Source organism: Mycobacterium sp. WMMD1722, from assembly GCF_049315205.1.
Taxonomy (GTDB): domain Bacteria; phylum Actinomycetota; class Actinomycetes; order Mycobacteriales; family Mycobacteriaceae; genus Mycobacterium.
Map to the genome: position 1 here is coordinate 379,364 of NZ_CP186056.1, position 20,246 is coordinate 399,609.

Below are 20,246 nucleotides of genomic sequence, written 5' to 3' on the forward strand. Positions count from 1 at the left end.
ATGACTCGCTTCCAGCGCTTCGTCACCGTCGGCGCCTTCGCGGCCGCCGCCGTCGCTGCGCCCATCGCTGCCGCGGCTTTCACCGCTCCCGAGGCGGGCGTTCACGCCGCTCCGGCGTGCCTGGCCTGGTACGGCAACAAGGAGGACGGCATCTGCCTCGGCCGCTCCAACGGCAACGGTGCCAGCATCGGCACCCCGTCGGTCGCGTTCGGCAGTGGCGGGGTCGGCGTGGCCACCGGCCCGCTGGCGCCCGGTCAGACCATCAAGCAGGGCGTCGGGGGGATGCGGTAGCCCCGCATCGTTGCGCTCAGTTGTTCTCGGTGCGCTCCTCGGGGCGCAGCACCGCGGTCTTCTCGTCGATCGGCGTCAACGTCACCAGATTCGGGTCGGGTGAGACACGTTCGGCGATCTTGCGGCGGGACGAATCGATGACGGCCTTGGCCGCGGGACTTGCCGTCACGGCCCGATAGGTCCCCGCGATCTGCTCGTAGCGGCGCCGGCCCGCCTTGGTGCCCAACACATAGCCGACGGCCAATACGGCGACATACCCGAACAACAGAACCCTCCAACGAGACGGTGTGTGCCTCCATCCTGCCTCACGCGGGGCAGTGCGCGCCGGGTCGGGGAGCCCGCCGGGAGCGAGTTGGTAAGCCCCCCGGTGCATGCGCTAGAGTCACTCCTCGGTCCGCATCGAGGTGGGGCCGGGACGGTCCCCTGTAGCTCAATTGGCAGAGCATTCGACTGTTAATCGAAGGGTTGCTGGTTCGAGTCCAGCCGGGGGAGCAGAAGGAGAAGGCGGGCCCATCGTCGGTGGCGATGGGCCCGCCTTCTGCTTTCCCGATCAGGTAAGGGCCGACCGGGGGAGCGTCCTTCTCGATCAGGTAAGGGCTGATCGATCGAGCGTCACAAGAAGAGATTGGCCCCCGGCTCTCCAAGGATTCTTGGGGGATTCTTGGAGGGCCGGTCAAGGCGCCGACCCCCGCCGTCATTTCCACTGGTTCTGGACCCGCGGAAACGACAAGAACAGCTCGTTGCTCACGATGCCATCCACCGGGACATCCGGTCCCCCCTCGATCAGTCCAGCGGGCGGGACGGTGCGCTCCCAGGTCGGGCGGCGCTGAATCCTGACCAATTCGTGGTCAGCGGCGTCGACTTCGGTCCGGATTTGTCTCGGTGAGAGCCAACTGAGGAATTCGTCGTCGGCGAATCGCGGCAGGTTGGCAAAGGGCAGGAACGTTCCTCCTTGGGTGCGGAACGCCGGAAGGCGCGGGGTGTCTGGGCCGTCGTCGGTGATGCTATTGCGTGCCACCCCCGTCCTACCCGTGTTCGTGCCGTTCTCACCCGGGGAGACACCGGACGGACCCGGGGACATCGAGGGGCGCTCCACACCGTCGGCCGAGGCGACCGCGGTGTGGCCGAGCAGCATCGATCCGAGCAGCGCCGCGCTGACACCCGCCGCCACCACAACGGACCGCCGCCGGTGCCAAGTGGACGGCTCAGCGCGCCGGAAAAAACTCTTGTTGGCCCACATGTTCATTGACCTTTCTCGCTGCGGCGGGCGGCCTGCCAGGGCGATCACGCCGTCAAAACGTTCGACTTACGCGTCAATAGTGCATCGCGCCGACTATCCCGTCTTGGGAAACGGGGATCGTTGCTGTGCTGGTCCGGCCCGTAACCTGGGGCGCATGCGGGTCTTCTGGACGGTGCACGCGGTGTCGATGCTCGGCCTGATAGCAGCGGGATGTGGCTGGAGCCCACCCGGTGCCCCGCCCCCGAAGGCGGACACCTGTGTGCCCGGCGACGGGCCGAGGCCCGCCACCGTGCAACGGGAGATCGCCGCGGCGCCGCAGGCGGGCGCGCCGTGGACCGAGGTCGCCCGCGGCCACAGTCTGGATTGCCGGCTGTACTGGGTACAGATCTCCTCCGACCCCCAGCGGCCGGACAGCACGCAGCAGGTGCTGTTCTTCGACCGGGACACACCCCTGGGCCCGGCGACCGCGCAGCCGCGTCCCTACGTGTCGGTGCTGACCGGCGGTACGGACTCGGTGACGGTGCAGTACCAGTGGCGTCAGGGCGACGAGGCGCCGTGCTGCCCGACGGGTATCGGCACCGTGCGTTTCGGTGTCGGGCAGAACGGCGGCCTCGAGGCCCTGGATCCGATCCCCGGCGGCTAAGCCGGTCCGGCCGTCATCAACTCCTTGGGATCCATCATCGCCGCGTAGCGCAGCTGTTCGGGGATGCCGAAGCCGTCGACGAGCAGCTCGGCGTACGGCCGTAGGTTGCGGCAGCGTTCGTTGATGCCACTGGTCACCCGCTTGGCCCGCTCGGTCGACAGGAACCGGTGCTCCACGAAGAAGGACTTGTCGTCCTCGATGACCGAGAGCGCATAGAGGTCGCAGACCAGGCCGAGGATGCGGCGGGCCTCCTCGTCCTCACAGGCGTCGATGCCGGCCACGAAGGCCTCCAGGACGATCCGGTCGATGTGCGCCCGCGCGGCGTGCAACACGTGGTCCTGCACCGAGTTGAACGCGTCGAACGCGCTCATCTCCTTGGACCGGCGCTGCAGCCGGCGGGCCACCGTGGAGATGAGGTACTCCTCGCGTTCCTCGAACATCTGCACCTGGGTACCGCGGTTGAAGAGGCTGCCCTCTTCTTCGTTGTCCTGACGGCTGTCCAGGATGGTCTGCATGATCGTCTCGGCCGCAGTGCGTTTGAGCACCCGCTCGCCGGCGAAGTTCGCCGCGAACCGCACCCACTCCACCGGGCTCATGCCCTTGACGTCGTCGGCGTAGGCGGTCAACAGCTCCTTGGCGACCAGCTGGGTGAGCACGTGGTTGTCACCTTCGAAGGTGGTGAACACGTCGATGTCACCCCGCAGCCCGATCAGCCGGTTCTCCGCGAGATAGCCGGCGCCGCCACAGGCTTCACGGGCCTCCTGGATCGCCCGGCTGGCGTGCCAGGTGTTGGCGGCCTTGAGGCCGGCGGCCCGGGCCTCGAGTTCGCGTTGCTCTTCGGCGTCGGGGTGCTCGGCGCTCTGCAGCTCATGGCATTTGGCCACCAGTTCGTTCTGCGCGAATTGCAACGCGTAGGACCGGGCGATCAGCGGCAGCAGCCTGCGCTGGTGCACGAGGTAGTCCATGATCAGCACCTCGTCGCCCTCGGGCGCGGAGAACTGCTTGCGCTGCAACGCATATCGGGTCGCGATGTCCAGGGCCACCCGGGCGGCGGCGGCGCCGGACCCGCCGACGGTGACCCGGCCGCGGATCAGGGTGCCGAGCATGGTGAAGAACCGGCGGTTCGGGTTGTCGATGGGGGAGCTGTAGGTGCCGTCCTCGGCGACGTCGCCGTAGCGGTTGAGCAGGTTGTCCCGCGGTACCCGCACGTTGTCGAACACGATGCGGCCGTTGTCGACACCGGGCAGACCGCCCTTGTAGTCACAGTCGGAGGTGGTGACGCCCGGCATGTCGTTGCCGTTCTCATCGCGGATCGGCACGAGCAGACAGTGCACGCCATGACCGACCGGCTCGCCGTCGACCTCGGTGATCAGCTGGGCGAACACCGCTGCCATCCGGGCGGTCTGGGCGGCGCCGCCGATGTAGTCCTTGCGTGCGGTCGGCGTCGGGGAGTTGATGACGAATTCACCGGTCGACGCGTCGTAGGTGGCGGTCGTCTCCAGCGACTGGACGTCGCTGCCGTGGCCGGTCTCGGTCATGGCGAAACAGCCGAGCAGGTCGCAGTCGATGATCTTCCGGACGTACTGCTCGTGATGGCGTTCGGTGCCCAGGTTCTCCACCGCGCCGCCGAACAGGCCCCACTGCACACCGGCTTTCACCATCAACGACAGATCGCTCATCGCCAGCATCTCGATCTGGGTGACCGCCGCCCCGACGTCGCCGTTGCCGCCGTGCTCTTTGGCGAAGCCGTCCTCGGCGGCACCCGCCGCGGCCATGATGCGCAGCTGCTCGTTGACCTTGGTCCGGGCGATGACGGTGTTCGGGGTGTAGTGCGGCTTGAATACCTCGTCGGACAATTTCTCCCGCATGGCGTTCTTCACATCGCGCCAGCGGCCGTCGAGAGAGTTGCGCAGATGATCCGCAGTGGTGGTCATACTCGACGGTAACCCGCTGAACGCTCCCGGAAACTGTGATGTGGCAAACCCAGGTCAACCTGACCGGGCAGCCCCCCGTGCGGCAGCGTTCAATATCCCCATGACCGAGTCGAACCGGCCGTCGGGCACGTCGCCGAGCGGCCGACCGCACAGCCTCGACCACCAGCACGCGGACGTGACCGGCGGTTGGCTGCGCGCCGCCACCTTCGGCGCGATGGACGGTCTGGTCAGCAACACGGCGCTGATCGCCGGCGTGGCGGCCGGAGCGTCAGCTCAGACCGTCGTCCTCAGCGGCGTGGCCGGCCTGCTGGCCGGGGCGTTCTCCATGGCTCTGGGCGAATACACGTCGGTGACGACCGCCAATGAACAGATCGACTCCGAGGTGCTCGTCGAACGGCGTTCGTTCCGGGCCCATCCCCAAGCCGAGAAGGCCGAACTCGCCGCCATGCTGATCGACATGGGGATGTCGGAGACGACCGCCGAAGCCGCGAGCGAGGAGATCCACCGCGACGAGAACCGGGCGCTGAACTTCCATCTGGTGCAGGAGCTCGGCGTGGACCCCGGGGAGAAGCCGTCCCCCTGGGTCGCGGCGATCTCGTCGTTCCTGATGTTCGCGATCGGTGCGGTGATCCCGCTGTTGCCCTACCTGCTCGGCTTCGAATCGCTGTGGGCGGGGCTGGCCTGCGGCGGGGTGGGTCTGCTCATCGTGGGAGGCACCGCGGCGCGTTTCACCCGCAAACCCGTGGTCATGGCCGCATCCCGCCAGCTCGCCCTCGGCGGGGTGGCGATTGCGGCCACCTATGCGGTCGGGTCGCTGATCGGCACCGTGACCGGATGACGCGCGCAGTCGCCGCAGCGCTGCTGACGGGTGCGCTGACAGTGAGCGGCTGCGCGCCGGCGCACGCCGAACCGCCGGACCTGCGCTATCTCGGCCAGCGGCAGGTGCCGAGGGCCGCGACGTTCGAGGGCACCGTCGTCGGCGGCCTGTCCGGCATCAGTTACGACCCGGGTCGCGACCTGTACTACATCGTCAGCGACGACCGCTCGGCGAAGAGCCCGGCCCGCTTCTACACCGCCCGGATCGCGACCTCGGGCAACGGCGTGGACGCCGTGCAGCTCCTCTCGACCCGGCCCTGGCTGGACGCCTCCGGGGCTGCCTTTCGGCCGCTGGACGCGGACTCCGATCCACCGGTGGTGCCGCCGGACGCCGAGGGCATCGCGTTCGACGCGGGGCGTCAGCGGCTGTACTGGTCCAGCGAGGGGGAGCGGCGCACCGACGATCCGGCCGCGCCGCTGCTGCTCGACCCGTGGGTGCGCATCGCCGACCTCGATGGCCGCTACCTGGGTGAGTTCACCCTGCCCGACGGGTTGCGGATGTCGGCCGACGAGCGCGGCCCCCGGCAGAACAGCGCCCTGGAGGGGCTGACGCTGACCCCGAGTGGCCGCTGGTTGTGGGCCGCGATGGAGGGCCCCCGTTACGAGGATGGTCCGCCCCCGGCCGAGGGCGGCGGGGCGCTCACCCGGGTGACCCGGTTGGATCCCGAAACACGTTCCGCCGCAGCGCAATATCTCTACCCACTCGATCCGGTGACGGCTGGGCCCGGCGGTGACAACGGGCTCTCCGATCTGGTGGCGCTCGACGACTCGTCGTTTCTGGTGGTGGAACGGGGCTACGGCACCCACGTGACGGTGCGGATCTACCGGGCCGACATCGCGGGCGCCGACGACGTGCTGGCCCGGCCGGCGGTGGCCGGACAATCCGCCCGGGCGATGAGCAAGACGCTGCTGGCCGACCTGACGACGACGCCGGGTCTGACGCCGTTGGACAACGTCGAGGGGATCACGCTGGGCCCGACGCTGCCGGATGGGCGGCGCACGGTGGTCATGGTCAGCGACGACAACTTCTCGGCGACCCAGATCACCCAGGTGCTGGCCTTCGCTCTCTGAGCGGGGCGGTGGTCAGTCGCCGACGGTCACCGCGCGGGCCTGATCCTCGAGTTCGGCGCGTTGACCCTGCTCGGCGTCGATGCCGCCCAGGTGGCCGCGGCTGAGGGTGAGTACCGCCGCGGCCAGCAGCACCGCCGCGGCGCCCACCCAGTAGGGCAGGTGCACGTTGATCTGCTCGCCGAGCACCCCCGCCAGCCAGGGCGCCACCGCCGCACCGGAGAAGCGCAGGAAGCTGTAGGCCGCCGAGGCGACGCCGCGCTCCACCGGCGCCGCCTTCATGACCGTCTCGGTGATCAGGGTGTTGTTGATGCCGATGAACAGCCCGGCCACCACCACACAGGTGGCGAGGACGGCCTTGCTGTCGGTCCACACCGCCATCACGACCAGGGTCGCGCTGAACACCAGAAGGTTCACGATCAGCGTGCGGACGGTGCCGAAGCGATGTTGCAGCCGAGGGGCGGCCACCACGGAGGTGAACGCCAGCGCCAGGCCCCAGCCGAAGAAGATCAGTCCGATCTCGTGGGCACCCAGATCCAGCGGGAACGGGGTGAAAGCCAACAGGGTGAAGAACCCGAAGTTGTAGAACAGCGCGGTGACCGCCACCCCGAGCAGACCGCGGTGGCGCAGCGCGCGGAACGGATCGGCCAGCGTGGTCGCGCGCGCGGCGCGCGGTGTGGCCGGCAGCAGGAAGACGGTGGCCACCAGCGCGACGGCCATCAGTGCCGACACCCCGAAGAAGGGCCCGCGCCAGGAGATTTCACCGAGAACCCCACCGACCAGTGGTCCGACGGCGATGCCCAGGCCCAGTGCCGCCTCGTAGAGGATGATCGCCTGGGCCACCGATCCGCGCGCCGAACTGACGATGGTCGCCAGCGCGGTGGCGATGAACAGGGCGTTGCCCAGCCCCCACAGGGCGCGCCAGCCCACGATCTCGGTGACCGTCTCGCTCATCCCGGCCAGGCCGGCGCCGACGATGATCACCGCCAGACCGAGCAGCAGGGTCCGTTTGGGTCCGATTCGACTGGAGACGACGCCGGTGATCAGCATGGCCACGCCCATCACGGCCATGTAGCTGGTGAACAGCAGAGAGACCTGCGATGGCGACGCGTCGAGGTTGTCGGCGATCGGCTTGAGGATCGGGTCGACCAGACCGATGCCCATGAACGCCACGACGGACGCGAAGGCCACGGCCCAGACGGCTTTGGGTTGACGCCACATGCGTGGTGACTCCTCTGGTGTGTCGGTGTTCAGTCGGTCTGGGCCAGCAGCCGCTCGATGACCCCGACGGCCGCGGCGAGCGTCTCGCGGTCCGTCGCCGACAGCCGCTCGAGGCGGGGGTCGATCACCGCGCCGCGGTCGATGCGCGCGTCGGCCAGCACCTGCCTGCCCTTCTTGGTGATGCGGATCAGCACCGCTCGTCCGTCTTGCGGGTCCACCGTGCGGGACACCAGGCCGGCGTCCTCGAGCCGGCGGACCTGGGTGGTCATCGTGGGCTGCGAACAGTGGTCCAGACAGGCCAGATCGGAGATCCGGGCCTCGCCGCGGTCCTCGATCGTCGACAACAACCGGGCCTGGGCCCACGGCAGCGGCAACTTGGTGCGTTGGGTTGCGAACCGGTTCAACCTGGCGACGACGGACAGCAGTTCGGCGCCCAGATGCTCACCTGTCATGACCGCCATGATACATAGGAATGCTATGCAGTGGCCGACGGGGCCCGACCGCGGGCACGGCCTCTGCACCTCAGGCTGGCAGAATCAGGTGATGACCGCTACCGGGACGGCGAGCCCACCTCGACGTGCCGGATCATTGCACCCGGGTGAGCTGGCGCAGGCCTCGGTGATGGCCGCACTGTGTGCCGCCACCGCCATCATCGCCGTCGTCGTCCCGTTCGCCGCCGCGCTATCGCTGCTCGGCACGGTCCCGATGGGCGTGCTGGCCTACCGCTACCGGTTGCGGGTACTGCTGGCCGCGACGGTCGCCGGCGCCACGATCGCGTTCCTCATCGCCGGTATGGGCGGCATGATGACCGTGATCAACTGCGCCTACATCGGCGGACTGACCGGCATCGTCAAACGGCGCGGACGGGGCACCGCGACGGTCCTGATCACCGCACTGGTCGCCGGAACCGTCTTCGGCGCGGCGTCCGTGCTGGCCCTGGCGGTCCTGGCGCGACTGCGCAATCTGATCTTCGATTCGATCACCGCCAACGTCAACGGCGTGGCGGCGGTCATCGCCCGTCTCCCGGACGGCGAGGGCGTCGCCGAACGGCTCAAACACGACTTCGCCACCGCGCTGCACTACTGGCCGCTGCTCATCGGCAGCTCGGGCGTCCTGAGCATCCTGTTCGTCACGCTGGTGGGCTGGTGGGCGCTGTCGCGGGTGCTCAGCCGCCTGCTCGGCATCCCCGACGTCCACAAGCTCGAGACACTGCCCGAGAGCGGACCGATCGCCCCGGTACCGACCCGGATGACCGATGTCCGGTTCCGGTACCCCGGCACCGGCCACGACGCGCTGGGCCCGGTGTCACTGTCGGTGGAGAGTTCCGAGCACGTCGCGATCACCGGCGCCAACGGATCGGGAAAAACCACCTTGATGTTGATGCTCGCGGGCCGCGAACCCACCTCCGGAACGATCGAACGCCCCGGCGCGGTCGGCCTCGGCCGGCTCGGCGGCACCGCGGTGGTGATGCAGCATCCGGAGAGTCAGGTGCTGGGCACCCGGGTCGCCGATGACGTCGTGTGGGGTCTGCCGCCGGGCACCACGACCGACGTGCCGAAGCTGCTCGCCGAGGTCGGACTGGACGGCATGGCCGAGCGCGACACCGGCGGCCTGTCCGGCGGTGAACTGCAGCGGCTGGCGGTCGCTGCCGCACTGGCCCGCGAACCATCGCTGCTCATCGCCGACGAGGTGACCAGCATGGTCGATCAGGCCGGTCGCGAGGGACTGATGGGCGTGCTGTCCGGCCTGACCGAACACCATCGGATGGCGCTGGTGCACATCACCCACTACAACGACGAGGCGCGCAGCGCCGACCGCACGATCAACCTCACCGGCAACGGCAGCGCCGCCGACAACACGGACATGGTCGAGACCGCGCAGGCGCCGACAGCCACCGCGCCGGTCGCCGACACCGCGGCCACCCCGGTGCTCGAGCTGATCGACGTCGGCCACGAATACGGCAGCGGAACGCCGTGGGCGAAACCCGCACTGCGCGGGGTCGACTTCGTGGTGCCCGAGGGCGACGGTGTGCTCATCCACGGGCTCAACGGGTCGGGGAAGTCCACACTGGCCTGGATCATGGCCGGCCTGACGGTGCCGACGGTCGGACAGTGCCTGCTTGACGGACAGCCTGTCAGCGATCAGGTCGGATCGGTGGCCATCTCGTTCCAGGCCGCGCGCCTTCAGCTGATGCGCACCAGCGTCGGTGAGGAGATCGCCTCGGCCGCGGGATTCTCGCCGCATGACCACCGGCGGGTGGTGCGGGCGCTGGCCACCGTAGGCCTGGATTCGACTCTGGTGGATCGGCGCATCGACCAGCTCAGCGGCGGCCAGATGCGCCGCGTCGTCCTCGCCGGGCTGATGGCCCGCTCGCCGCGTGCGCTCATCCTCGACGAGCCGCTGGCGGGGCTCGATGCCGCCAGTGCCCGCGGTCTGCTGCGACTGCTGGCCGATCTGCGCCGGACCGCCGGGCTGACCGTCGTCGTCATCTCCCACGACTTCTCGGGGATGGAAGAGTTGTGCTCGCGGACGCTGCATCTGCAAGACGGTGCCCTGGTATCCCCGCAGACCGCCGCCGGAGGGGTGTCGTGACCACACCCGCACGACGGCAGCGCCGCCCGGTGGTGCTGTTGCGCCCGGTCCCCGGCAGCTCGGCGATTCACCAGATGTGGGCGGGCACCAAGCTGATCATCGTCGCCGCCATCGGGGTGCTCCTGACCTTTTACCCAGGGTGGGTGCCCATCCTGACCGTGGGCCTGCTCATCGTCATCGCCGCACGTATCGCGCACATCCCGCGCGGCGCACTGCCGTCGATCCCGGGGTGGCTGTGGTTCCTGCTCTTCCTCGGCGGTCTGACGGCGACGTTCGCCGGCAAGGCACCGGTGGTCGACTTCGGGTCGATCGAGATCGGGTTCGGCGGCCTGCTCAATTTCCTGCGCATCACCGCGCTGTCCATCGTGCTGCTCGGTCTGGGCGCGATGGTCTCGTGGACCACCAATGTCGCCGAGATCGCCCCGTCGATCGCAAAGCTCGGCCGGCCCTTACGCTCGCTGCGCATCCCGGTCGACGACTGGTCGGTGGCGATCGCGTTGGCGCTGAGGGCATTCCCGATGCTTATCGACGAGTTCACCACGCTGTACGCCGCTCGCCGGCTGCGGCCCAAACAGCACCTGGCCAGCCGGCGGGCCCGCCGCAAGCGCTGGCTGATCGAGGTCGTCGACCTGTTGGCGGCGACCATCACCGTGGCGTTGCGCCGCGCCGACGAGATGGGCGACGCGATCACCGCCCGCGGCGGGGCCGGCCAGATCGCCGCGGCACCGGCCGGTCCGAAAGCCAGGGATTGGATCGCGCTCGCGATCATCGTCGTGGTGTGCGGGGCGGCGCTGGCCGTCGAGCTGACGGTGCTACCGACGAGCTCCGCCCCGACCTGACGGCCCGGCGGCTACTACGGTGGTGGCGTGACAGCGCCGCGACACATCGACGCCGATTTCCTTGCGCTACCGCGACACCAGTTGGCCGACGCCGCATTGTCGGCCGCCCTGGCAGCCGGTGCGAGCTATGCCGACCTGCGGGTCCACGCGATCACCACCGAGTGGGTGCAACTGCGCGACGGTGAGCTCGAGACCGCCGTCCTCGACCGTGAGATCGGGCTGGCCGTGCGCGTGATCGTCGACGGCACGTGGGGTTTCGCGTCGAACGCCGAATTGGACCCGGCGGTGGCGGCGGCGACCGCGCAACGCGCCGTGCAGGTGGCCCAGGCGCTCGCTCCGCTCAACGCCGAACGCATCGAGCTCGCCGCCGAACCGGTGTACCGCGACGTCAGCTGGGTGTCGGACTACCTGGTCGATCCCTTCGCGGTGCCCGCGGCGGACAAGATCGGTGTGCTGGGCGAATATTCGGGCCGACTGCTCGCCGCGGACGGCGTGGACCACGTGTCGGCCGGGCTCAGCACGGCCAAGGAACAGACGTTCTACGCCGATACCTTCGGTTCGTCGATCACCCAGCAGCGCGTCCGTGTTCTGCCGACGCTGGAGGCCGTGACCGTCGACACCGCGGCGGGCACGTTCGAGAGCATGCGGACGCTGGCGCCGCCGGCGGCGCGCGGCTGGGAGGTGCTCGCGAGTGACGAGATCTGGAATTGGACCGACGAATTGGCCGAGCTGCCGGTGCTGCTCGCCGAGAAGGCCAAGGCGCCCAGCGTCACCGCGGGTCCGACGGATCTGGTGATCGACCCGACCAACCTGTGGCTGACCATCCACGAGTCGATCGGCCACGCGACCGAATACGACCGGGCGATCGGTTACGAGGCGGCCTACGCCGGAACGTCTTTCGCGACCCCGGACAAGCTGGGCTCGATGCGCTACGGATCGCCGGTGATGAACGTGACCGCCGACCGCACGGTTCGATACGGTCTGGCCTCGGTCGGTTTCGACGACGAGGGAGTGCGGGCTCAGAGCTGGGATCTGGTACGCGACGGCGTCTTCGTCGGCTATCAGCTCGACCGGGTGTTCGCCCCGCGGTTGGGGGTCGCCCGCTCCAACGGGTGTTCCTACGCCGACTCCCCGCACCATGTGCCGATCCAGCGGATGGCCAACGTCTCCCTGCAACCGTCGGCCGAGGACGTCAGCACCGAGGAGCTGGTCTCCCGCGTGACCGACGGCCTCTACATCGTCGGGGACAAATCGTGGTCGATCGACATGCAGCGCTACAACTTCCAGTTCACCGGGCAGCGGTTCTTCCGGATCCGTGACGGCCGGCTGGACGGGCAGGTGCGCGACGTGGCCTATCAGGCGACCACCACGGATTTCTGGGGTGCGATGGAGGCGGTGGGCGGACCGTCGACCTGGCGGCTCGGCGGTGCGTTCAACTGCGGTAAGGCGCAACCCGGTCAGGTGGCGGCGGTCAGCCACGGTTGTCCGTCGGCGCTGTTCCGGGGCATCAACGTGCTCAACACCCGTGAGGAGGCCGGCCGATGAGCGCAGCGAAGAGGTCAATCGGGGTACGCCGATGATCGAACCGCAGGAGGTCGTCGAGGCGGTGCTCGCCGAAGCGCAGCGCCGGGGACGGGCCGATGAGACCGTGGTGTTGGTGGCCGACCGGGCGGATGCGTCGCTGCGCTGGGCGGGGAATTCGATGACCACCAACGGCGAATCGGTGAGCCGCAGTACGACGGTGATTTCGGTTGTCCGCCAGGGGGATCGGGCTCGGGTGGGTTCGGTGCGCTCCAGTGAGGTGGAGCCCGCGGCGATCCCCGCTCTGGTGGCGGCCTCGCAGGACGCGGCCGTCTCCGCGCCCGAGGCCCGGGATGCCGCGCCGGCCCTGGCGGCGACCGAGACGCCGGGTGATTGGGGCACCCCGGTGCCGATGACCGGCACGGAGGTGTTCGCCGGGGTGGCCGGCAGCCTGGCCCGCGGCTTCCGCGGTGCGGACACGCTCTACGGCTTCGCCCGTCACGTATTGGAGACCACGTTCGTGGCGACGTCGACCGGGTTGCGGCGGCGCTACACCCAGCCGACGGGCTCGGTGGAGATCAACGCCAAACGAGGCGGCGGCAGCGCCTGGGCCGGAATCGGCACGCCGGACTTCGTGAATGTGCCCACCGATGTGCTGCTCGCCGATCTCTCGATGCGCCTGGACTGGTCGCGCCGCACGGTGGAGCTGCCCGCCGGGCGGTACGAGACGCTGATGCCGCCGTCCACGGTGGCGGACATGATGATCTACCTCAACTGGACCATGGACGGCCGCGGCGCCCAAGAGGGCCGCACGGCGTTGTCGGCGCCCGGGGGGACCCGAGTGGGGGAGACGCTGACCGACCTGCCGCTGACGCTGTTCTCCGATCCGGCGGCACCGGGATTGGCGTGCACGCCCTTCGTGGTCGCGGCGACGTCCTCGGAGCGGGTGTCGGTGTTCGACAACGGGATGGACATCGACCGGGTCGACTGGCTGCGTGACGGCACCGTGAATGCGCTGGCCTACCCGCGGGCGGCGGCCGCGGAGTTCGACCAGCCGGTGGCCGTTCCGGCGGAGAACCTGGTGATGACGGGCGGAACGGCGAGCCTGGCGGATATGGTGGCCGGCACCGAGCGCGGCTTGCTGTTGACCACACTGTGGTACATCCGCGCGGTCGATCCGACGGTGCTGCTGCTGACGGGCCTGACCCGCGACGGCGTCTACCTGGTGGAGGACGGCGAGGTGACCGCGGCGGTGAACAACTTCCGGTTCAACGAGAGCCCGCTGGATCTGCTGCGGCGGGCCACCGAGGCCGGCGCCAGCGAGGTGACACTCCCGCGGGAATGGGGCGACTGGGCGACCAGGGCCGCCATGCCGACGCTGCGAATTCCCGACTTTCACATGTCGTCGGTCAGTCAGGCGCAATAATCCCCTCGTGCCCGTCGATGCGGTGTTCGAGCAGCTGTCCGGTCTGGTCACGATGTCGTCGGGAGACCCCCGGCTGGACACGGTGATCCGGTTGACGTGTGGACGGGCCCTGCGGCTGACGCCGCTACCGGTGGAGGCCGACCTGTTCGACGCGAAGTCCGACTGCGAGTCGGTGGTGGCGGCGTTCGCCGAGCAGTTCGCCACAGATGTGGCCGGGATCGGTGCGAACCAACGCAAGCAATTCCTCACCGCACTGGGGGACAGCGCTTTTCGGGTCGTGGCGGCGATCTTCGTCGCCGACTTCGTCCCGCGGGTATGGGCGGGGTTCGACGCACTCGGGTTGAGCAAGCCCGGCAGCGCGGCGCCGGTGGCCTGGGATCACGAGACAGATCCGGCCGGGGTGCTGCTCGGCGATTTCGTGCCGTCGGTGGCGCGGTTGCGCGCACTCGACCCGGTCACCACGGAGGTGGTGCGGCTGCGGGGTGCGGCCGCGCATCACTGCCGGCTGTGCCAGTCGCTGCGGGAGGGTAAAGCCCTCGATGCGGGCGGCACGGAAGACCTCTACGCCGACATCGAGGACTTCGAACGCTCGACGAAGCTGACCGAACGGCACAAGTCGGCGTTGCGCTACGTCGACGCGCTGGTCTGGACGCCCTGGGCGATCCCGGCCGAGGTGGCCGCGGGGATGCGTGAGCACTTCTCCCAGGACGAATGGATCGAGTTGACGCTCGACGTCATGCGTAACGCGACGAACAAGATCGCGGTGGCATTGGCCGCCGACGCGCCGCGTGTGGCGTCGGGCACCGAGCGGTATCTCGTCGACGACGACGGCCAGACGGTCTTCGCCGACGCGGTGTGACAGCATGGTCTGCGCGCCAAGCGCCCGGGGGCGGTAGCTCAGTCGGTTAGAGCCGTGGACTCATAATCCATTGGTCGCGGGTTCGAGCCCCGCCCGCCCCACGTCAGAGGCTGCTTTTCACGATCGAGGACCTCGAGTCGAGGTCGCTATCGCAAACGACCGTGGCGATAGACCGTCATCGTTCCGGCAACACGGTTCAGAGCGTCATCGCAGCAGGCGTAGGCGTTTGCGGGACAACGCGACGGTGAGGTGTTGGCCCCAGGAGAGGTGGAGGGCGTCGGTTTCGATGCCGTCGCCGAAGGCCACCAGGGTCTCGGATTCGACGTCGATCATCAACCCGGTTCCGGCGAGGTCTCCTTCGGTGAGCGTTGTTCCGCTGGTCCGAGACGGCCAGGCCTCTCGGACGAACCAGCTCAGTCGCGCTTCGGTGGGATCGGGAAGTGTCAGCTCGCTGTGGCACTGGGTCCAGATGGAGCGGCACCACCCCGTAGCACCGGTGCCGGTGGCCACGATCAGCCCGGAGGACGCCTGGCGTTCGCCACGTCCGTCGGGCAGGGTCAGCCGGTAGCGGGCGGTTTGGTGGCTGGCGTGCCCGACGTAGATCTCGTTGAGGGCGTCGAGCTGTTGCCCGTCGTCGGTGACCGCGCAGACCATCGTTCGGGACTCGACGTCGGGGTGCCCGTCGACCGCGGCTTGCATCAATGCGCCGGCGGCGTCGGCCCCGTGGGCCACCAGGACGCCGGGATGGCGGTCCGGATCCGGATCGATGCCGATGACGGGTTGGCCGTCGAGATACTTGGCGACGTTGGCGACCAACCCGTCCTGACCGACGACCACGACGACGTCGTCGGGTTCGAACAGAAACCGGGACAGATCGCCGCGTTCGACCCGACCCCGTCGCCAATGCGAGGGGATCTCGGCGGTGACGGTGGCGAGCGCACGCTGGTCCAGGGCGTGCCGGAGCTCGAGTTCGTCGATGGAGCGGCCGCGGCTGGTCAGGAAGAACGCAGCCTGACCGGCCGTGCCGTGGCGTGCGATCGCATCGTCGAGTTCGGTACGCCGGTGCACCAGCACCACCCGTGGGGCCAGCATCACCGGTCACCCCCCTCGCCGGCGTGACCGGCGCTCAGCCGAGTGAGCAACGGTGTCACCAAGTCCGGGGTCACGCTCAGGTGGTCGATGCGGGGGAGGTTGGCGGCCAACTCCTTGAGCGCCAGGGCCAGCAGCGTGGCCTCCTCGACGTCGCGATAGGCGGCCAGGCGCGCGGTCTCGGCGGCCGCATCGGCCTCACCCACCAGCCGGGTCGCCTGCGCCCTGGCATCGGCCAGGGCCACGTCGCGGCGTGCGGTGGCCTCGGTGGCGATGGCGTCGGCGGCCCAGGTCTCCTGGGTCTTGAGACGCTCGTTGGCGCCGTGCTGGGCGACCAGCTCTTCCTCGCGGCGGGCCAGTTCGATCCTGGTCTGCAGCTCGTTCTCGCCGATGGCGCGTTCCCGTTCGACCGCCAGCGCACGTCGTTCGAAGGTCGCCTTGTCGGCTTCCTGCTGAACCTGCTCGCGTGCCGGTGTCTGGAGCGCCCGCTCGACGTCGGCTTCCGGGCGCAGCGCGACGACCCGCACGCCGATCACCACGATGCCGGTCTCGACCAGGCGGTCGTCGGCGCGCAGGCCCGCGCTCATGCTGGCCCGCACCGCGGAGATGCCCTCGACGAGCGCGACGGTCAACGGCATGCGCGCCAAGAGGTCCATTCCGTGCTGCTGAGCGGTCTCGGTCAACAGCCCGGCGACCTGCTCCAGCGGGCTGGCGCGCCACCGCCCGGTGTCGGTGTCGATCGCGAAGTCGATGCGCTGGCCCGCCAGCACCGGATCGGTGATCCGGTAGGTGACTGTCGCCTGCACGGCGACGTCCTGGAAGTCGGCGGTCCTGGCGTGGAACAGCATCGGCAGTTCGCGGTCGTCGAGGGGTACCTCCGACATCGCCGCGCTCAGCGGCCGGAACCAGAACGCCGCACCGGCGCCCTCGTGGACCACCTTGCCTCGGCGAAGCGCGCGGACGTGCACCGTCGGGGCAACCCTGAGGTGGTGCAGGAACGGGTAGCGCGTGATGACGGCCATGTTATGTCCTCTCACTAGTTATCGTCTCTTAGACGATAACTGCACGGGTGGATTCTCGTCAACATGACGATTAATCTCGGTGTGTGACCAACTCGGACTCTGGCACCGCGGGATATCCCCTCGTCGCGGTCACCGTGGACCTGGTGGTGCTGACCATCCGCGATGACGCTCTCGTCGTGCTTCTCGTACGCCGCGGAATCGAGCCCTACCAGGGCATGTGGGCGCTACCGGGAGGCTTCGTCAGGCCCGACGAGGATCTCGACGACGCGGCTCGACGAGAACTCGAGGAGGAGACCGGGCTGTCCAACCCGCGCCTACACCTCGAACAGCTCGGGAGTTACGGTGCACCCCAACGCGATCCGCGCATGCGAGTGATCACGGTGGCTTACCTGTGTTTGACTCCCGACCCCGCGACGCCGTGTGCAGGCGGGGACGCCACCGCAGCCGCATGGACACCGGTCCGGGCGCTCGCGAACGCGCAGCTCGCCTTTGATCACCACGGCATCCTCCACGACGGTCTCCGGCGCGCCCGAGCCAAGCTGGAGTACACCCCCGTAGCCACGTCGTTCTGTCGACCGGAGTTCACCGTCGCCGAGCTACGCCGCGTCTACGAGATCGTCTGGGGCACCACACTCGACGCCCGGAACTTTCACCGGAAGGTGACGGGCACGCAGGGATTCCTCCAGCCCACGGGCCACACCACCGTCAACCCCGATGGCGGACGACCGGCCCAGCTCTACACCCGGGGGCCGATACCCACGCTCTACCCACCAATGCTTCAGACCCAGACCGCAAGGTCCCGATAACGTACGCGGTCGGCGTTTGTTCGGCGGTTATGTCCGAGAAACGGCAAGACCCGACACGCGTAGGTCGCGGGTCCGAGCCCCGCCCGCCTTACTCGCGTTGGATAGGAGCCAGTTCACCACGACATTCATGGTCGGCGACGAATTCCAGAACTTCCTGGCCAAGACGGAAGCTGATCTGGCGGCCGCCCTCGGCGCGGGGGGATGACCGCGCTGCAGGGCTGACTACTCGCACCCGGTCCCGTTGCCGTCGCGATCCAGGCCGTAGATGTCGTTGCCGACCACGGTGACCGGTCCGGAGACATAGGCGGGCCCGTTTCCACTGCCACCGGCGCAGTCGACATCACTGGCGATGGGGACGCACGGACCGGAGTAGTTCGGGTCGCACGAGTCTTGAGCCGACGCCGGCGCGATCGGGGCAGCCCCGAACGCCGCCGCGAGCGCAATAGTTAGCACTGCTGTCTTCACGGCGGGCAGCGTAGCTGCTCCGCCCTCAAGATCGGTAGATTTCGGCGTGAAGGCGCAAGAGGTCAGAGGCGGCGCAGGGTCACGACCGTGACGTCGTCGTCGGTGTCGGTCGACCCCATCTCGGTCCACAGCCACGACGCCGGTGCGTCACGTGCCCGGCCGAGGGTCGATGACAGACGCGCGAGTCCGTCGTCGATCGCCTCTCCCCGTCGTTCGACCAGACCGTCGGAGAACAACACCATCCCGTGGTCGGGTTCGACGGTGAACTCGCTCTGTGAGTACGTCGCGCCCCGCAGGCCGATCGGTGGGGACAGCTGGATCGGCGCGGCCACCGCGGATGTTCCCGAGTTCGTCAGGTAGGGCATCAGGTGACCGGCGCTGGCAGCCTCCACGTGTCCGGATCCGAGTTCGATGCGGGCGATCACCACCGTGGCCAGCGCGCCGGGCAGCATATGTGAGCTGAAATCGTTGAGCTGCGCGAGCGCATCCGCCGGATCGTTGCCCGCGAAAAGCTGCGCCCGCAGGGCATTTCGCAGTTGAGCCATCGTGCCCGCGACCGTGATTCCGTGCCCGGCGACGTCGCCGAGGACGACGATCAGCCGGCCGTCGCGCAACTGGAATGCGTCATACCAGTCGCCGCCCACCCGGCCCTGTCCAGCCGGTTCGTAATGGCTTGTCAGCAGCCAGTTGTCGAGGCTCGGCAGGGTCTCCGGCATCAGACTGCGCTGCAGGATCTCGGCCACACGTAGCTCGTCCCGGGTGCGGTTGTAGAGCGATTCGACCAGCGAACGCCGCAGCGAGTCCGCCGATTCGAGTTCGCTGGGCGTCCACGGATTGCTGCGTTGGCGCACGATTTCCCGCCACCGCTCGAAGGACTTGCGCGGGCTGAGCCGGACCTCGTCGCCCTCCTGAACCGCGATCGCCTTGTTGTGCGGATCGCCGCCCCAGTCCACCGATCGGATTGCCTCGCGGCGGAACCAGATCGCGGACTGACCGTCCGGCAGGTTCAGCACGAGGGCGCCGGCCGCCACCTGAGGGTCGATGTCCACCTCGGGCAGGGCGCCGGTCAGGTCGTCGGTGCAGGCGACCTCGTCGTCACCCCGGAGCGCCCACGACGCGACCGCCGACACGATCTCGGGAGGTGGCACGATGCCGCGCTCCCGCCGATCACCCTGGATGTCGACGACCACGCCGTCGGCCGGTACGAGATCGCGCAGATCGGGCGCTCCGAGCAGGGCGACGGTCAGCGGTATCGCCTCGTTGACGGCGGCTGCGGTCAGCTTCGTCAACACCGCCTGTGAGGCGAGGCGCTTCTCCAGCTCATCACCCTCGTACTTTTCGACCAGTCGCAGCGACAGTGCTGAACCGAGGAATTCCGCGGCTGCCCGGGTGCCGTACGGGGGCAGGTGCGGACCGGCATAGTGATGGCAGGCGATGAGGCCCCACAGTCGGCCGTGGCGCAACAGCGAGATCGACATCGAGGCGCGCACACCCATGTTCTTCAGGTACTCGATGTGGATCGGCGAGACGCTGCGCAGCGTGGCGTGGGTCAGATCCTGCGGTACACCCACCGCCGGGTCGACGGTCGGCACGAGCGGGGTCGGCACATAGTCGACGTCGGAGATCAGCCGTAGCCAGCTCTTCTCGTACATCGCCCTGGCCTGGGCGGGAATGTCGGATGCCGGGTAGTGCAGGCCGAGGAAGGAATTGAGGTCGGAGCGCTTTGCCTCGGCGACCACCTCGCCGTTGTACTCCGCGTCGTAGCGGTAGACCATCACCCGGTCGAAGCCGGTGAGTGCGCGCACCGCCGCGGCCGTCAGGTCGTACAACTCGCCCAGGGTGGCCGCGCGGTTGAGCTCCTCGATGGAACTGCGCACCGCCTGGTAGGTGTTCGGGAACGAGAACGGCCGCTCTCCGTAGGCGATTTCGAGTTCCACGAGCAGCACGCCACCCGGCTCACGGTGCAGGATCGCGTCGAACGGACGGAGAACGCCGCGGACATCGAGTACCAGGTCGACCGGATTGCGTTGGCGCAGATCGCTGAAACTCGATGCCGCCTGCTCGATCGTCGAAGCCTGTTCGACGCCGATCAGCGCCGACAGGTGGGCGCCGAGCACCTCCTCGACGGGCCGATCCAGCAGCTCGGCGACGTTCTGGCTGACCTGGCGGATCCGGAACTCGGGTTCCCGCACCACCGCCAGGACCCCCCGCGGCTGGATGCTGCCCGGGATGTGGATCGGTTCGCGAGCGCAGTTGTCCAGGTCGATGGGTGTGCCCACCGGGACGAGGTCCTCCACCGGCTCAGCCGACTGTCCGGCGGATGGTAACCAGCTATCGCTTTGCATTGGTGTCCA

19 protein-coding genes and 2 tRNA genes are annotated in these 20,246 nt (G+C 68.8%); 12 read left to right on the forward strand and 9 right to left on the reverse strand.

The annotated features are described in order from the left end of the window. Positions 1-291: a DUF7155 family protein gene (locus ACN27E_RS01730; protein ID WP_422746313.1), complete on the forward strand. Its 291-nt coding sequence runs from the start codon at positions 1-3 to the stop codon at positions 289-291. A 16-nt stretch (positions 292-307) separates the two neighbouring features. Here ACN27E_RS01730 and ACN27E_RS01735 read toward each other — a convergent pair whose 3' ends face one another. Continuing rightward, positions 308-556, reverse strand: coding sequence for a hypothetical protein (locus ACN27E_RS01735; protein WP_422746314.1), 249 nt, complete (start codon positions 554-556; stop codon positions 308-310). A gap of 154 nt (positions 557-710) precedes the next feature. Here ACN27E_RS01735 and ACN27E_RS01740 point away from each other — a divergent pair. Next, a tRNA-Asn gene (locus ACN27E_RS01740) sits at positions 711-783 on the forward strand. A 202-nt stretch (positions 784-985) separates the two neighbouring features. On the opposite strand, the gene ACN27E_RS01745 is transcribed toward ACN27E_RS01740, so the two are convergent. After that, a complete protein-coding gene (locus ACN27E_RS01745) occupies positions 986-1,531 on the reverse strand; it encodes a hypothetical protein (protein ID WP_422746315.1) in 546 nt (181 codons plus the stop codon). Between the two features lie 154 nt (positions 1,532-1,685). On the opposite strand from ACN27E_RS01745, the gene ACN27E_RS01750 reads away from it, so the two are divergent. After that, positions 1,686-2,174 carry an LppP/LprE family lipoprotein gene (locus tag ACN27E_RS01750; RefSeq protein ID WP_422746316.1) on the forward strand — a complete coding sequence of 163 codons (489 nt, stop codon included), beginning with the start codon at positions 1,686-1,688 and terminating at the stop codon, positions 2,172-2,174. Here ACN27E_RS01750 and ACN27E_RS01755 read toward each other — a convergent pair. Further along, positions 2,171-4,108 carry an acyl-CoA dehydrogenase gene (locus ACN27E_RS01755; RefSeq protein ID WP_422746317.1) on the reverse strand — a complete coding sequence of 646 codons (1,938 nt, stop codon included), beginning with the start codon at positions 4,106-4,108 and terminating at the stop codon, positions 2,171-2,173. The two genes, ACN27E_RS01750 and ACN27E_RS01755, sit on opposite strands and share 4 nt — an antisense overlap. A 100-nt stretch (positions 4,109-4,208) precedes the next feature. Between ACN27E_RS01755 and ACN27E_RS01760 the strand changes: the two genes are divergently transcribed. Together ACN27E_RS01760 and ACN27E_RS01765 are read left to right on the forward strand one after the other, a co-directional pair. Further along, on the forward strand, positions 4,209-4,946 hold the full coding sequence (locus tag ACN27E_RS01760) for a VIT1/CCC1 transporter family protein (protein ID WP_422746318.1): 738 nt from the start codon (positions 4,209-4,211) through the stop codon (positions 4,944-4,946). Continuing rightward, positions 4,943-6,055, forward strand: a complete 1,113-nt coding sequence (locus tag ACN27E_RS01765) for an esterase-like activity of phytase family protein (RefSeq protein ID WP_422746319.1) — start codon at positions 4,943-4,945, stop codon at positions 6,053-6,055. Before ACN27E_RS01760 ends, ACN27E_RS01765 begins: the two co-directional genes overlap by 4 nt. Positions 6,056-6,067: 12 nt before the next feature. On the opposite strand, the gene ACN27E_RS01770 is transcribed toward ACN27E_RS01765, so the two are convergent. Both ACN27E_RS01770 and ACN27E_RS01775 read right to left on the reverse strand, forming a co-directional pair. Further along, entirely contained in the window at positions 6,068-7,273 is a 1,206-nt protein-coding gene (locus ACN27E_RS01770) for an MFS transporter (RefSeq protein WP_422746320.1), read from the reverse strand. A gap of 29 nt (positions 7,274-7,302) precedes the next feature. Continuing rightward, on the reverse strand, positions 7,303-7,725 hold the full coding sequence (locus ACN27E_RS01775; RefSeq protein ID WP_422746321.1) for a MarR family winged helix-turn-helix transcriptional regulator: 423 nt from the start codon (positions 7,723-7,725) through the stop codon (positions 7,303-7,305). 91 nt (positions 7,726-7,816) lie between these two features. Between ACN27E_RS01775 and ACN27E_RS01780 the strand changes: the two genes are divergently transcribed. The 6 genes from ACN27E_RS01780 to ACN27E_RS01805 all read left to right on the forward strand — a co-directional run bounded on the left by ACN27E_RS01780 (position 7,817) and on the right by ACN27E_RS01805 (position 14,611). Further along, positions 7,817-9,865, forward strand: coding sequence for a DUF2232 domain-containing protein (locus ACN27E_RS01780; RefSeq protein ID WP_422746322.1), 2,049 nt, complete (start codon positions 7,817-7,819; stop codon positions 9,863-9,865). Further along, positions 9,862-10,704: a CbiQ family ECF transporter T component gene (locus tag ACN27E_RS01785; protein WP_422746323.1), complete on the forward strand. Its 843-nt coding sequence runs from the start codon at positions 9,862-9,864 to the stop codon at positions 10,702-10,704. Before ACN27E_RS01780 ends, ACN27E_RS01785 begins: the two co-directional genes overlap by 4 nt. Before the next feature lie 27 nt (positions 10,705-10,731). Continuing rightward, a complete protein-coding gene (locus tag ACN27E_RS01790) occupies positions 10,732-12,249 on the forward strand; it encodes a TldD/PmbA family protein (RefSeq protein WP_422746324.1) in 1,518 nt (505 codons plus the stop codon). A gap of 31 nt (positions 12,250-12,280) precedes the next feature. Further along, the gene (locus ACN27E_RS01795) at positions 12,281-13,651 is read left to right on the forward strand and encodes a metallopeptidase TldD-related protein (RefSeq protein ID WP_422746325.1); all 1,371 of its coding nucleotides are present in this window, start codon (positions 12,281-12,283) and stop codon (positions 13,649-13,651) included. 22 nt (positions 13,652-13,673) lie between these two features. Continuing rightward, positions 13,674-14,510: a carboxymuconolactone decarboxylase family protein gene (locus ACN27E_RS01800; protein ID WP_422750173.1), complete on the forward strand. Its 837-nt coding sequence runs from the start codon at positions 13,674-13,676 to the stop codon at positions 14,508-14,510. A 27-nt stretch (positions 14,511-14,537) separates the two neighbouring features. Continuing rightward, positions 14,538-14,611, forward strand: a tRNA-Ile gene (locus ACN27E_RS01805). Between the two features lie 103 nt (positions 14,612-14,714). Here the strand turns inward: ACN27E_RS01805 and ACN27E_RS01810 are convergent. Both ACN27E_RS01810 and ACN27E_RS01815 read right to left on the reverse strand, forming a co-directional pair. Then, on the reverse strand, positions 14,715-15,602 hold the full coding sequence (locus ACN27E_RS01810; RefSeq protein WP_422746326.1) for a hypothetical protein: 888 nt from the start codon (positions 15,600-15,602) through the stop codon (positions 14,715-14,717). Further along, a complete protein-coding gene (locus ACN27E_RS01815) occupies positions 15,602-16,621 on the reverse strand; it encodes an SPFH domain-containing protein (RefSeq protein ID WP_422746327.1) in 1,020 nt (339 codons plus the stop codon). The genes ACN27E_RS01810 and ACN27E_RS01815 overlap by 1 nt, the downstream gene beginning before the upstream one ends. An 83-nt stretch (positions 16,622-16,704) precedes the next feature. Between ACN27E_RS01815 and ACN27E_RS01820 the strand changes: the two genes are divergently transcribed. Beyond that, positions 16,705-17,427: an NUDIX hydrolase gene (locus ACN27E_RS01820; RefSeq protein ID WP_422746328.1), complete on the forward strand. Its 723-nt coding sequence runs from the start codon at positions 16,705-16,707 to the stop codon at positions 17,425-17,427. A 222-nt stretch (positions 17,428-17,649) separates the two neighbouring features. On the opposite strand, the gene ACN27E_RS01825 is transcribed toward ACN27E_RS01820, so the two are convergent. Together ACN27E_RS01825 and ACN27E_RS01830 are read right to left on the reverse strand one after the other, a co-directional pair. Continuing rightward, the gene (locus ACN27E_RS01825; protein WP_422746329.1) at positions 17,650-17,892 is read right to left on the reverse strand and encodes a hypothetical protein; all 243 of its coding nucleotides are present in this window, start codon (positions 17,890-17,892) and stop codon (positions 17,650-17,652) included. Between the two features lie 62 nt (positions 17,893-17,954). Then, positions 17,955-20,237 carry a SpoIIE family protein phosphatase gene (locus ACN27E_RS01830; RefSeq protein WP_422746330.1) on the reverse strand — a complete coding sequence of 761 codons (2,283 nt, stop codon included), beginning with the start codon at positions 20,235-20,237 and terminating at the stop codon, positions 17,955-17,957. Positions 20,238-20,246: the final 9 nt, after the last annotated feature.

Bases quoted from the DNA above. Each gene is read 5' to 3' on its own strand.
- ACN27E_RS01815 (WP_422746327.1), bottom strand. From the start codon at position 16,621: ATGGCCGTCATCACGCGCTACCCGTTCCTGCACCACCTCAGGGTTGCC.
- ACN27E_RS01770 (WP_422746320.1), bottom strand. From the start codon at position 7,273: ATGTGGCGTCAACCCAAAGCCGTCTGGGCCGTGGCCTTCGCGTCCGTC.
- ACN27E_RS01755 (WP_422746317.1), bottom strand. From the start codon at position 4,108: ATGACCACCACTGCGGATCATCTGCGCAACTCTCTCGACGGCCGCTGG.
- ACN27E_RS01780 (WP_422746322.1), top strand. From the start codon at position 7,817: ATGACCGCTACCGGGACGGCGAGCCCACCTCGACGTGCCGGATCATTG.
- ACN27E_RS01765 (WP_422746319.1), top strand. From the start codon at position 4,943: ATGACGCGCGCAGTCGCCGCAGCGCTGCTGACGGGTGCGCTGACAGTG.
- ACN27E_RS01795 (WP_422746325.1), top strand. From the start codon at position 12,281: ATGATCGAACCGCAGGAGGTCGTCGAGGCGGTGCTCGCCGAAGCGCAG.
- ACN27E_RS01810 (WP_422746326.1), bottom strand. From the start codon at position 15,602: ATGCTGGCCCCACGGGTGGTGCTGGTGCACCGGCGTACCGAACTCGAC.
- ACN27E_RS01730 (WP_422746313.1), top strand. From the start codon at position 1: ATGACTCGCTTCCAGCGCTTCGTCACCGTCGGCGCCTTCGCGGCCGCC.
- ACN27E_RS01830 (WP_422746330.1), bottom strand. From the start codon at position 20,237: ATGCAAAGCGATAGCTGGTTACCATCCGCCGGACAGTCGGCTGAGCCG.
- ACN27E_RS01745 (WP_422746315.1), bottom strand. From the start codon at position 1,531: ATGTGGGCCAACAAGAGTTTTTTCCGGCGCGCTGAGCCGTCCACTTGG.
- ACN27E_RS01775 (WP_422746321.1), bottom strand. From the start codon at position 7,725: ATGACAGGTGAGCATCTGGGCGCCGAACTGCTGTCCGTCGTCGCCAGG.
- ACN27E_RS01760 (WP_422746318.1), top strand. From the start codon at position 4,209: ATGACCGAGTCGAACCGGCCGTCGGGCACGTCGCCGAGCGGCCGACCG.
- ACN27E_RS01750 (WP_422746316.1), top strand. From the start codon at position 1,686: ATGCGGGTCTTCTGGACGGTGCACGCGGTGTCGATGCTCGGCCTGATA.